This window comes from Vibrio paracholerae (assembly GCF_037672085.1).
GTDB classification, from domain to species: Bacteria; Pseudomonadota; Gammaproteobacteria; order Enterobacterales; family Vibrionaceae; genus Vibrio; species Vibrio cholerae.
Genome location: NZ_JBBHLM010000001.1, coordinates 729012 through 740937 on the forward strand (window position 1 = coordinate 729012; position 11926 = coordinate 740937).

Here is an 11926-nt window from a genome sequence, read left to right on the forward strand (position 1 = left end):
GAAATCACAGATAGGCGGCGAGTCATCACCCCATTTGTACAGTCGCAAACTAGCGTTTGGTGAGAGCCAAAGATAGGCTCTCACTGTCCTCGGCTCAATTTAACAACCATTAACCTTAACCATTAGGCTATTTGGCTGTGTTTGTAATCATGTTGATTTCCTTGTTGTATCCTAGCCAGATATTGATTCTGCCCAACCCTGCGTAATTGTCCTGCTTCCATCTCATAAATCTTATCCGCTTGCTCGATGGTCTCTAGGCGATGCGCCACAGAAATCACTGTTTTCCCTTGGCTAAAAGTCTTGATCGCTTGCAATACTTGGGCTTGAGTTTGGCTATCCAGTGCTGAGGTAAACTCATCAAGTAGTAAAATAGGCGCATCATGTAAAAGCGCTCTGGCAATCGACAAACGCTGTCGTTCTCCGCCAGAAATTTGGTTACCATTTTCACCGATCAGCGAATCTAGCCCGTGCGGCAACTTAGCCACCAAATCGTTCAACCCTGCGGCTTGTATGACTTCGAATAAAACTTGTTCACTCGCTTCAGGCCTAGCAAGTAATAAATTATCGCGTAAGCTCCCACCTAGCAGCTGAACCTCTTGTGTTACATAGGCGATATGGCGATACCACTGCTCTGTGCCTATCTCATCCAAGGTTTTTCCACCCATAGTTAAGCGGCCCTGTGTTGGTATGTGAAATACAGCCAACACATCGAGTAAGCTGCTTTTCCCTGAGCCACTTTTTCCGACTAGAGCAATATGTTCACCCGCAGCTACCTCAAGGTTAATCCCATTGAGTACCGACTGACCATCTAAGCAAAGATGAATATCTTTGAGTGATAAATCAAAAGCATTTGGTTTTACGCCTTGGGTAATTTGCTGCGGATTCTGGGAAAACTTATACAAACGAGATGCAGCTTTTAACATGTATCGGAGTAAGGCTGCATAAACAGTCATCCGCGTTAATGGCCGAATAGCAACGACAGTTGCAACTACGACCGCTAAAAACTGAGATCGATTGAGCCAGTCGATCTCCACCAACCAGGCTGCTAAAGCTAAATTGGTCACAAGGCCAAGCTCTAAAATCAGCGTTGCCAGCAACACACCACTTCCGCCGAGCCACTCTAATCCTAATCCTTGATCTTTTTGCTCTTCAATCTGCTGACAGAGTGGTTCTGCCAATCGCTTACTCTGTCCAAAACTACGCAGCATAGGTAAACAGTCAAGATACTCGAGTAACAAGCTACTGCTTTGCACATTGGACTGGTGAGTATGATCAGCTTGATGGCTAAATCGGCCTTCTACTCGGACTAATACGCTAAAGGCTAACCCAAAAATCAGTACTAGAGTTATGGCTAACCAAGGCTGAATGATAGCAAGCACAGCGATCATCACCATCGGCGTCACCCAAGTTGCGACAAACTCCGTCAATAAATGACTGAAGATATCTTCAAACTGCTTGAGATCAGAGGTAAGTAATTTCACTTTTTCACCCAAGCGCTTACCTCGTAAAGCAGCCAAAGGTTGAAGTCGGATATCATTTAATAACTGCTGACGTAATTGATGGGTAATTTGATAGGCACCAAGAAAACTGAGCTTAGTGCTCTGCCCTACTATCCACTGTGCTAAAACCAACGACAGCGCTATCAATAACATAACGGTGAAGGATAGTGACTCGAAAGAGAGTAGAAAACGAAAGAGCAGTAGCCAAATCAGTAGCCCAATCAGTTCAGTCACCACTTTCCCCAGTAAACCAAACCAAAAATGTTGTGTCTTTGCGCCACTGTGTTGAATTAATCGCTGTAAACTATTCATCATTCAGCTCCCGCAATTGACCATTTTGTAATACCAAACGACGATCAACCTGCTTAATTTGGTTGGCTCGATGGCTGATTATTAGTTGAATCTGCTCTGGGGCATAAAGTCGCAATGTTTCAAAAACATTCTGCTCAGTAAAAATATCCAAATGAGCTGTCGCCTCATCCAAAATTAAGATCGGTGCTTTTGTTACCGCCGCTCGGATGATCGCTAAACGCTGCATTTCACCCCCACTGAATGAACGGCAAGCTTCTCCAATCTGGCAATCCAGCTGCTCAGGTAAACGCTGAACTAATTGTGCAAGCCCAAAGCCTGTGAGTAACTGCCAAACTTCATATTCTTCAACATGACGTTTGGTTAAACATAAGTTGTCACGTAAGGATCCGGAAAAAAAGACGACATGTTGATCAACCGAGGCTAAATAATCGCTACGGCTCTCATCGTTAATGTCAGTTATTGGTTGGTCATTGATGTACCAAGCACCAGACGTAGGCATTAATTCACCACGTAAAGAGGCAATTAGAGTACTTTTCCCAACCCCAGATTCTCCCTCAATGGTTATTCGTTGTCCGGGATACACTCTTAAATTCACCTGCTGCAGGATCGTGTGGTGAAGATCACGCTTCACGACAAGCTCACGGCATTCAAGAAGCGTTAAACATGAAGGATGAAGAGCATGAGACTCTGTCTCTGCGCATAATGGGAGGATTCGGTCTATCGCAATCAAAGATTGCTGAATTTGTGCAAACACTTGTGTCAAATCTAACCAAGGCTTAAGTAATCCGACGCATACGCACACGACCATGACCAGATCAATCAGAGTTAATTGGCCTGCATTGGTAAACAGGATGGCGACAGGCAAAATCAAGATCAGCGAAATTTGAGCCAGCGTGACAAAGGTTACCCAAGCGCCAATCATAATTTGGGTGTATCTTGTCACCATCTTATGGTGAGTTTGTAAAGTTCGACTGAGCTCAAGATAGGAATCCGCATCAACCGCGAATAGCTTCATTACCCCGATGGTACGTAGAAACTCCATTTGTGCTTGATGTAAATGCGCAACGATTTGGTTGTATTTTTGCTGTCTTTCCGCAAACCCGCGCATCATCCAAATTTGTGCGCCCATCGCCAAAGGCAATGGTATTAACGCAATCAGCGCAAGTCGCCAATCAATAGAGAACAACAATCCCACCATAAAAATGGGCATTAGCAAACCATTGATAATATCCGTACCATGGTGCGCAATCAGTGGCTCAAGACTCTGACATTCATCGGTGATGCGCTTTTCGATATCGCCCCGACTCAAACTGCGCAATTTGTCGATTCTCATCTTGGCAAGTGCAAGTACTAAGTGCTGCCTTACTTTCTGAATAATATGGTAAGCCGCCAAATGAGCCTGCCACACAGCTAATCCATAAAGGGCATAGCGCATAATGACTGCCATACACATCAACAGTAAGTAAACCGCCACAGTTTGCCCATGGTAGATCGCCGAGACCACTAAGTAGAGATAAACCCAAAATATAAGCTCAAACACGCTACACAAAATGGCACTAATTACCGATAACGCAACGCGGTTTCGCTCACTTAGCAACATACTCTTCAGTGCCGCCATTCGGCTCATGTTGTCTGAGAGCAACATAAAAACTCCATAAATGGAGGTTATTCTCGTGACAATTTCTTAATACTGCTAACGCAATCGGACATAAAAACAGCGCACATAGATAATCCGATACTCCACCTAGGCTTTTCATTTTTGCGCTAAACCATAGTCAAATCACTTAAATACTAAATCCTGCTAGGGGCGGTTTTCGTCAACTTAGTGCAAGAATCTTTCTATCCAAGTAGTCAATACCCCGCGTTACGGTGTATAACTTTGTCAATAATAAAAACAAGTTAAGAGTTTTTTGCATGGCTGTCGGTTCTGAAGATCTGAATAAACTGGCGTTGCTTTTAAAACCGGGGATGAAGGTATCGGCTGAAATTCATTTCGGCCCTGAAGATACTTATGCGTTCCACACCACCCTGATTGGCCACAAAATTGAGCAATATATTGTGCTGGATCTGCCGCTCAAGGCGCATCAAGCCTTGGTGATGCGTAAACTCAAGAATGTCGCGATCGTCTTACGCGGTATGTGCGACACTGAATTGGGGCATATTTTGGCGTTTCAAAGTTCCATTTTGCAGCCCAGCACTAAGCCTTTCTGTGTTTTGTTTATTCGCCCACCCAAACATTTTGCGACCAAAGCGATTCGTAGCCATGAACGTTATAAAGTGGCGATCCCGGCTGAAGTGAGTGAAGACAACAAAAACTATGCGGGCACGTTAGTCGACTTTTCCATTTCAGGTTGCGGGGTGTTTATTGGTGGTGAAAATGAGCTCCATATGGGCTCTAAAGTGCGGATTAATAGTGAACTCGACCCCTTTCTGCCGAAGCGGCTCAAAAGCCATATCGTCAATATTCGGCGTAAATCGAATGGGCATTTGATCGGCATTCAGTTTGAACAACCGATCACTTTGACGGAAACGCTAAAAAAACAGGTTCTTGAACACGCTTTTCTCGCTGGCTCAATTTAAGCCAGCGTTTTTTTGGCCATGATGATATTTGAAATGCTCCAGCGCTTTATGCAAAGTCTGCTCTTTCAGCGGCTTCACTAATACATATTCCGCACCCGCATGGAAAAATGCTTGCCGTGTTTCTTCTAAGCCATCCGCAGTACAGGCATACACCACCACCGGAAGATGCAGCACCTTTTTGATGGTGCGCGTGGTCTCAACGCCATCCAGATAGGGTAACTGGTTATCCATCAGCACTAAGTCATAATCATGTATTTTGAGCTCTTCAATCGCCTGTAGTCCATCGGTTACCCAACTCACATCTAAGCCATACTTACGACAGAATGCTTGAGCAATAAAGGCGTTGGTGTGGTTATCCTCCACTAACAGTACACGCAGAGTTTTATCAAATAACGGTTGAGGATCAGGAGCCGGTAACAACTGCTGCGGAGCATCCGGTCTTTCTACCAGCTCAATCGGTAACTGAATTTCAAAACGTGTACCGATGCCATACTCGGAGCTGACGTGCAGTTGGCCACTGAGCATTTCCACTAAACTGTGCACAATCGTTAAGCCTAAACCACTTCCGCCGTACTCTCGAGTGGTGGTCGATTCAGCCTGCATGAAGGGTTCAAAAATCACCGTTAAATCTTGTTCGCGTATACCAATCCCCGTATCGACGACTTGAATCACCAACTGAGCTAACGGATCGCCTTCAATTAATTGTAATTCGACACGTATCGAACCTTGGTGAGTAAACTTGATCGCGTTATTGAGCAAATTGAACAAGATTTGGTTAATCCGGATCTGATCGCTGCGCACAATGGTAGCGGTGGTGATATTGGAATTCACCACCAGTTCCAAACCTTTTTCATTACATAAAGGTCGATAAATGCGGTCAATCGCGCACACCAACTCTTTAAGGCGAAACTCATTCTTTTGAATACGGAATTTGCCCTGCTCTAAGCGTGAGAAATCCAAGATGTCATTCAACACAGCGAGCAAATGTTCACCACTGCTGCATAACACAGCCACGTGTTCACGCTGTTCGTCATTGAGTGGGGTCCGTTTTAGCAGTTGGGAAACGCCGAGCACACCATTGAGCGGCGTGCGCAATTCGTGGCTCATTTTGGCCAAAAACTCGGCTCTGACCCGTGCCGACTCTTCCGCTTCGCGTCTTGCGGCTTGGCTTTGTTTCTCCGCCTCCGCGATGGTGGTGATATCTTGCCCTTGAGTAATGATGGAAATGATCTGCCCTTCCACCATGATCGGCGAAAGGTTCCAGCGGTACACACGACCATCTACTTCGGTTGTGACGTCACTCGGATTATTGCCCTGTGCCGCCTTAGTGATGGTCGGTAATAGTTGGCGTTCAAGAATCTCAAATAAGAAATGGTTTTGCGCATCTTCGCGCAAAAACTGGATTTGCGCTGAGGGATTCATGCGGATCAGCCGACCAGAGGTATTCCAAAGCATGGTCGGTGAGAGCGCAAAGTTAAACAGATCTTCAAACTGCTTTTCTTTATTGGCGAGACGACGGAATGATTGTTCCAACGTTCGCCCAAAATAGTCGAACTCATAAATTTTAGAACCAGCAAACTGGCTCTTGGTGTCCAGCTCCATCAATTTATGGGTGTAATTCATTAGGGTTTCGATTTCTCGCTGAATACGTTTTTGTAACCACCAGCGTGATGCTATGGAAACACCAATCATACTGATCAGCGCAAACGCCATCCAAAAATAGAAATTATCCCGCAGGGTGAGCACATTTTGGTTGGTCTGAATCGAGTAGACGCACAGATAGGTTGGTACACTTTCCACTTCTAAGAAGGTTTGCCCAACAATAAAGCTGTCTCGCATGGCATCTTTGGGGCTATGCACCACGTAGTCTAACGAATAAGGTTCATTGCCTTTCAAGGTAGAAACCAGCGGTGTGGTGTCTACGGTCAGAACTAGGTTTTCTGAGTTACTGCCACTGCGAATATTTTCCAACAGCGCAAAGTTATCATTAAGCACAATCCCCACATAAAGATGCCCAACAACCTGCCCCGTTCCCGCCTGAATCAGTGATGAGCGACGCATCAACAAATGCACGGGTTTACCATCGCCAGACGTTTGAACCAAGTGCCAATTGCCACTGATCGCCACTCTGCGCATAAGTTTATTCAGTTCTTGCAATGCAATCCCATAGAAAGAAGCGTTGCCATCGTCCCACACGATTTGATCGCTGCTGGAAATAAAACGCAGATCCGGCGCATTAGAGAGTTCAAGTTCATCGACACTGGAAAAGAATTCATCCAGCCGACTCGCATTTCGGCTGACAAGTGCGTTGATTAAACTGGCGTTCTTAGCTGTGCTGTCTTGATGAATTCTTAGTGCAGCAAGACGAAAATCAAACAAACTTTGAATTAAGCTAGAGGTTTGAACTGAAGTGCGTTGCCCTTCTTGAGCCATCAAGCGGCTACTGATCTGGTAACTTTGGAATAATACACTGACGATCAGAACGCCCATCACCACCACGACAGCATGGGTGATAAATGAAGCGATGCGCTGTTTATGCTTGATTTGGCTAGGTCGAATGTCCAAACACGTAATCCTCTGCCCTAACGATCTGAATAACGGAAAGCCCGGGCTTTCAGCTCTGTAACACGTGCAGCGGAATCTTGCTTGGTAACAATTTCAAAATCGCCCGAATACACCAAAGGTACGGTTTTTCCTTCTAAATCCCATTTTATCGCTTCAGCCATGGCAACGCCGGTATCGTCATTCATGCGCATCACAGTGACATCTAACTCGCCTTTAGCAAGCGCTTCCAATTCAGCCGAGCCGCCGCCCCAACCATTGACCATAATATCTTGTCGATTCAGCTCTTTCAGTGCCTGCGCAGCTCCCAAAGCCACGTCCGTCGCACAGGCGTAAATAAAGCCAATTTCTGGATTATCTTTGACTATGTTTAGGGTCGCTTCATAGCCACTTTGCTCAGTGGCCTTAGTGTAATAAGAAGAGGCCAGCGGAAAATGGTGTACCGCATTCATATCTTGGATGAAGGTATCTCCTCGCGCTTCACTGATATACCCCTCTGAAAAATAAAGTACTGAGTAAGGCTTTTTCGGGGCATGTGCTTGGTAATATTGCGCTAATAATTGCGCGCCGGACTCATGATCAAAACCGATGTACATCATAGGCTGCTTACCTTGCCAATCTTTCACTGGCGTCGTGATGTTTTGCAAAATCAGTTTCGTTTCGGAGGAGTGCAGCACATGCTCAATGAATTTGCGGTGACGGGTAGTATCTAAGGTAAAAATCAGATAATCGCTCTTATTTTTCAGCGCTTCCATCAAGGAAACACTCTGCTGGCGAGTATCAAGCTTTGGGCGAGTAAACACCTGATTGATTTGATAGCGAATCCCTAAAGCGTCCATTCGCTTTTCAAACGCTTTGATATTGCGAACCCAATAGTCGGAAATTTGCTGTCCGGGATAGACCACTGAAATAATAACGGGTTGTTTTTGCGCCACCGTCAACGCACTCGGTTTATCACGAACTGTTTGAGCAAAAAGCTCGGAAATTGGCCGCTGTTCAGGGAACTCAGCAAGAAATTCATCATAATGCCAATAGCCTTTTAATGAATCGGCTTGACCAGTTGAGCTGAAGAGTGCTGCCATCAGAAACAGCGGGAATATTAGCTTTCTTTTCATAGCTTCCTCATGAGCTTTTCTTCCTAATGTTCAATTTGAATGATATTCGCTGGCAAACGCCGACATCTCATTGAATAAAGAAGAACTCTTTTGCCCAGATCGGGAAATCGTTGTCACTGATTATTAAGCATGATTAAGGTAATTCATAGTGCAGGTGTGGGAAAAATAGTTTCTCACACCTGCAACTGCTCACTTATTCAGCAAGTTTGTCTTAGAAAGTAAAAGCAAGATTCGCCGAAAGCCCGAATTGGTTATCGCCAGCGTAAGAGCCTGCCAGATCAAAGCTGACGACATCCCACGGACTGACACCAAGACCGACAGAAACCGAGTTATCCAACGAGTTTTGTAAGTCGATTTCATAACCGGCTCTGAGCTGCGCCCAACCCCATACATTCCCTTCCACCCCGAAACGCATAAACTGGGTATCATCGTTGTCACCGTTGAAGCGGCGCTGTTTGGTGAGGTCAAGATCCACCGCGGCAATAAAGAAATCACTCACATAACTGCCTGACACCGCTATCTGGGTATCTAGCTTGTAAGTGTTGTTTCGATTCTGGGTTTGAATATCCTTCGCAAACAGATCTTTGGCTACGATACCGACGCGATATTGATCAATAAGCCACACTGCGCCCATATCTAAGTTGAACGCGTTATCCTTGACTTCGCTTTTATCGTAGTCATCGAGGTCAAAAGATTTGACCGACGCATTATCTTGGTACGTCCGCAGTTGCTGCACTTTCGGTGTCACGCCTAGCGCAACCGTCTGCCCACCCAATACCACTTGTTTGCCCATTGCAAGGCCCACTTCGGTATAGCTAAACGCGGTTAAATCGACATCGGAGCTTTCATAGCGAGTTTGCACATCATTAGCACTGTTGCCAGATTTGGCCGCCACATTGGCTTTGGCAATCACTTCTGCATAGCCACGGGTGAAAAAGTTAAGAGAGACAGAGTCTAGAGGTAAGGCGACCGCAATACCAATCCCAGCCGTGACGGCCAACGGTTTATCATCCGCCAGTTGATCAAGATAGCGATTGAGCTGATCTACGTTTTCCTGTGTTGCCGCCCCGACTCCTGCGCGCTCAAACTGTTTAATGGAATCTTGTAAATCATCAATCGTTTTGAGTGATTCATCCTTATCTTCCGCTCGCAGTCCAATACTGGGTAGCAAAATACCGAAAGAGTCATTTTTACGATACACCGCAGTAAGTGCGGGGTTGTAATAGGGAGCCAGCAGATAATCCGCCGTAGAAACACCCGTGTTACCCATACCGGCACCACGCGCATCCATCAACAAATTAGAAGCCAATGCCGAAGAAGAGAAAGCCATAGAAATGACCACTGCTAAAGAACTTTTTATTTGAATATTCATTCCGTTACCAACCTCATATTGGGTTATCCCATACACAAGATTAATACATGAATGATTTTTTCCCAGAAAATAGAGTGATATAGGTCACCAATCGAGCACAATCACTGAAAAATAATATCCAATTGCTCAATACGAGCGATTCCCGTTACTAACGCTTCTTTCTGAGCTTTCGAGAGTGCCTTAATTCGGTATTCAAGCTTCAATGCCGCACTTTTACCCTCGGCAATCGGCAATGACCACACCAGTTCCAGTGGGCCTTTGCCACGCAGCGCTTTCGCGCCATTGCCCTTTTGATGTTGGGCAAAGCGGCGCGCCACATCGGTAGTGATGCCACAATAGAGTGCGTTATTTGCACAACGCACCAAATAAACAAACCAAGGTGAAGGCAACTCAGCCAAGTTTTCCATTAGCCATTATTTTCTATTAGCTAAGGTGCTGTTCAATCAGTGCGCGCAACTCGGCCACTTCTTCACGCAGGGCTGCCACTTCTTGTTCTAGTTCAGCGTATTGAGAAGAGGCGATCGCGTCATTGTCTGAGCTCGCGGCAAAAGCCGTCATATCGACTTCACCACAAAACAGATGGTGGTAGCGAGACTCACGCTTACCCGGCTCACGCGGCAATTTCACCACCAGCGCACCTGAGTCACGATTCGCTAAGCGTTCAAGTACCGCTTCAGTCTCTTTCACATCGGTGAATGTACAGAGTCGATTGGTTCGCGTGCGCAGCTCTCCGGGGGTTTGCGCACCACGCAGCAATAAGCAGCAGATGAGTCCGAGTTCTTGTTGATTGAGTTTGAGATCGCCAAACTCTGTATTGCAGAAGCGGTGTTGGTATTTGCTGGTACGGCTATTAAAGCTGCTTTCATCGCTCACAAGGCGACGAGCGATTAACCCTTCCACCGTGTCTTGCACTTCCGCTTCACTCAAGTTGAGTACCGGTTCGCGGTTGCTTTTTTGGTTACAGGCGGTGGTCAAGCTATTGAGTGTCAGCGGATAGTGATCGGGCGTGGTGACTTCTTTTTCAATTAAACAGCCAATTACACGGGCTTCGAGTGGGGAGAGTTGAATATTCATCGTGCTGTCCTTCTGCTGGCGGGCGAACCCGCAGTCGGTATTTAATGCTCAGTTAACAGAGGTAACCGAATCATTTTGCCATTCTCATCAATCATAATGATTCTGGCGCGGTTTAATTCAATTTCGGTCAACTCAAGCTGCTGACGCTCTTTCATGTAAGCCTCTCGCAGTTTGATTGCGACAGCATCAAGCTCAGTTTGCAGCGGCGGTGTGGGAACCAAAATCTCAGAATTACGCATGGTTGCTCATCATGTCTTCATGAATGGCGCACATGATATAGCGCATTATTTCTGATGTACAATTGGCTCGCGCTTTGAATGGCGATTTATTGGTCAAGATAAGCCGCATATTGATCTTAAGTCTGTTATGAAAAGAATTGTTGTGTTTTAATCTTCGCAGTTGCATTAAAAGTAGGAAAAGGAACCTATGAACAGCGTATTTGAAATTGTGAGCTTGGCTCGTCGCAAAAATAAACTTCAACGCGAACTCGATGATAACGAGAAAAAAGTGCGTGATAACCGTAAGCGTGTTGAACTGCTGGTAAACCTGCTTGACTACATCAAGCCAAACATGAGCCACGAAGAGATTCTCGGCATCATCAAAAACATGAAGTCTGACTACGAAGATCGTGTCGATGACCACATCATCAAGAGCGCGGAAATTTCTAAAGAGCGCCGTGATATCAGCCGTCGTATCAAAGACTTAACTGAGCACGATAAGCAGATGACTCAAGGCAAAAAAGCCTAATGATTCCAGACCCACCGCAAGGTGGGTTTTCTTTAGCGCGCCAATCCGTTTCTCTCATTCGAGTTAAGGCAAAGGCGTTAACGTTTCTATCAATATCTGCCTTGTAAAAACTGAACGTGACCGACATTAAACGTTTGCGTAATCGCTAACCTTCACCGAACAAAATTCCGAGCCTTTCGTCACATATTTTCCATTGCTATAGTGTCATTAGTGAATCAACAGAGTGCCCTGAAAATCGCAGGTTTGACTAAAATAGCGATAGAGCGGCCTCTTTTCTTGATGGTTTAGCCATACTCAATCCATGGCAAATTCACCAAGAAACCATTCGAGGCATGGAGCTTCCTCACTACTCTCACGATGAGAAGATTGGCACGACACTGACACTGTCCACACTATTAACGAGGGTCAAATAATGGATATGAGTATGGTTGAAATTTTAGGATACGCGGCATCGATCATGGTGGCGGTATCATTGACAATGAAAGACATCGTCAGACTGCGTGTACTGAATTTTATTGGTTGTGCACTGTTTACTGCATACGGTTTGATGATTGATGCTTGGCCTGTCGTCGTGACTAACGGTTTTATTGCCTGCGTCAACGTCTACTTCTTGGTGAAAATGCAACAGGAAAAAAAGCCTGACGCGTCTTCGAGCGCGGCTTAGT

The 11926-nt window shown here is 45.6% G+C and carries 11 protein-coding genes; 3 read left to right on the top strand and 8 right to left on the bottom strand.

What is annotated here, in order from left to right; genetic code table 11:
* Positions 1-122: 122 nt before the first annotated feature.
* Both R4537_RS03625 and R4537_RS03630 read right to left on the bottom strand, forming a co-directional pair.
* Positions 123-1811, bottom strand: coding sequence for an ABC transporter ATP-binding protein (locus tag R4537_RS03625; RefSeq protein ID WP_071178786.1), 1689 nt, complete (start codon positions 1809-1811; stop codon positions 123-125).
* On the bottom strand, positions 1804-3456 hold the full coding sequence (locus tag R4537_RS03630) for an ABC transporter ATP-binding protein (RefSeq protein WP_071178787.1): 1653 nt from the start codon (positions 3454-3456) through the stop codon (positions 1804-1806). The genes R4537_RS03625 and R4537_RS03630 overlap by 8 nt, the downstream gene beginning before the upstream one ends.
* A 269-nt stretch (positions 3457-3725) precedes the next feature.
* Between R4537_RS03630 and R4537_RS03635 the strand changes: the two genes are divergently transcribed.
* Positions 3726-4391, top strand: a complete 666-nt coding sequence (locus R4537_RS03635; protein WP_000268197.1) for a PilZ domain-containing protein — start codon at positions 3726-3728, stop codon at positions 4389-4391.
* Here R4537_RS03635 and luxQ read toward each other — a convergent pair.
* From luxQ to R4537_RS03665, 6 genes are all read right to left on the bottom strand, one after another.
* Positions 4383-6956 carry a quorum-sensing autoinducer 2 sensor kinase/phosphatase LuxQ gene (gene luxQ, locus R4537_RS03640; protein WP_071178788.1) on the bottom strand — a complete coding sequence of 858 codons (2574 nt, stop codon included), beginning with the start codon at positions 6954-6956 and terminating at the stop codon, positions 4383-4385. The two genes, R4537_RS03635 and luxQ, sit on opposite strands and share 9 nt — an antisense overlap.
* A gap of 17 nt (positions 6957-6973) precedes the next feature.
* Positions 6974-8068: an autoinducer 2-binding periplasmic protein LuxP gene (locus R4537_RS03645; protein ID WP_071178789.1), complete on the bottom strand. Its 1095-nt coding sequence runs from the start codon at positions 8066-8068 to the stop codon at positions 6974-6976.
* Between the two features lie 211 nt (positions 8069-8279).
* Positions 8280-9440 carry a conjugal transfer protein TraF gene (locus tag R4537_RS03650; protein ID WP_071178790.1) on the bottom strand — a complete coding sequence of 387 codons (1161 nt, stop codon included), beginning with the start codon at positions 9438-9440 and terminating at the stop codon, positions 8280-8282.
* Positions 9441-9541: 101 nt separating this feature from the next.
* Positions 9542-9847, bottom strand: a complete 306-nt coding sequence (locus R4537_RS03655) for a GIY-YIG nuclease family protein (protein ID WP_000429063.1) — start codon at positions 9845-9847, stop codon at positions 9542-9544.
* Positions 9848-9863: 16 nt separating this feature from the next.
* The gene (locus R4537_RS03660) at positions 9864-10514 is read right to left on the bottom strand and encodes a YceH family protein (RefSeq protein ID WP_071178791.1); all 651 of its coding nucleotides are present in this window, start codon (positions 10512-10514) and stop codon (positions 9864-9866) included.
* Positions 10515-10555: 41 nt separating this feature from the next.
* Positions 10556-10753 carry a hypothetical protein gene (locus R4537_RS03665; RefSeq protein ID WP_001246073.1) on the bottom strand — a complete coding sequence of 66 codons (198 nt, stop codon included), beginning with the start codon at positions 10751-10753 and terminating at the stop codon, positions 10556-10558.
* A 187-nt stretch (positions 10754-10940) separates the two neighbouring features.
* Here R4537_RS03665 and R4537_RS03670 point away from each other — a divergent pair, with 187 nt between their 5' ends.
* A complete protein-coding gene (locus R4537_RS03670) occupies positions 10941-11261 on the top strand; it encodes a DUF496 family protein (RefSeq protein ID WP_001089529.1) in 321 nt (106 codons plus the stop codon).
* Positions 11262-11673: 412 nt separating this feature from the next.
* A complete protein-coding gene (locus R4537_RS03675) occupies positions 11674-11925 on the top strand; it encodes a YgjV family protein (RefSeq protein ID WP_001882582.1) in 252 nt (83 codons plus the stop codon).
* Position 11926 lies beyond the last annotated feature (1 nt).

Bases quoted from the DNA above. Each gene is read 5' to 3' on its own strand.
- R4537_RS03630 (WP_071178787.1), bottom strand. From the start codon at position 3,456: ATGTTGCTCTCAGACAACATGAGCCGAATGGCGGCACTGAAGAGTATG.
- R4537_RS03650 (WP_071178790.1), bottom strand. From the start codon at position 9,440: ATGAATATTCAAATAAAAAGTTCTTTAGCAGTGGTCATTTCTATGGCT.
- R4537_RS03665 (WP_001246073.1), bottom strand. From the start codon at position 10,753: ATGCGTAATTCTGAGATTTTGGTTCCCACACCGCCGCTGCAAACTGAG.
- R4537_RS03635 (WP_000268197.1), top strand. From the start codon at position 3,726: ATGGCTGTCGGTTCTGAAGATCTGAATAAACTGGCGTTGCTTTTAAAA.
- R4537_RS03670 (WP_001089529.1), top strand. From the start codon at position 10,941: ATGAACAGCGTATTTGAAATTGTGAGCTTGGCTCGTCGCAAAAATAAA.
- R4537_RS03645 (WP_071178789.1), bottom strand. From the start codon at position 8,068: ATGAAAAGAAAGCTAATATTCCCGCTGTTTCTGATGGCAGCACTCTTC.
- R4537_RS03660 (WP_071178791.1), bottom strand. From the start codon at position 10,514: ATGAATATTCAACTCTCCCCACTCGAAGCCCGTGTAATTGGCTGTTTA.
- R4537_RS03675 (WP_001882582.1), top strand. From the start codon at position 11,674: ATGGATATGAGTATGGTTGAAATTTTAGGATACGCGGCATCGATCATG.
- R4537_RS03655 (WP_000429063.1), bottom strand. From the start codon at position 9,847: ATGGAAAACTTGGCTGAGTTGCCTTCACCTTGGTTTGTTTATTTGGTG.
- R4537_RS03625 (WP_071178786.1), bottom strand. From the start codon at position 1,811: ATGAATAGTTTACAGCGATTAATTCAACACAGTGGCGCAAAGACACAA.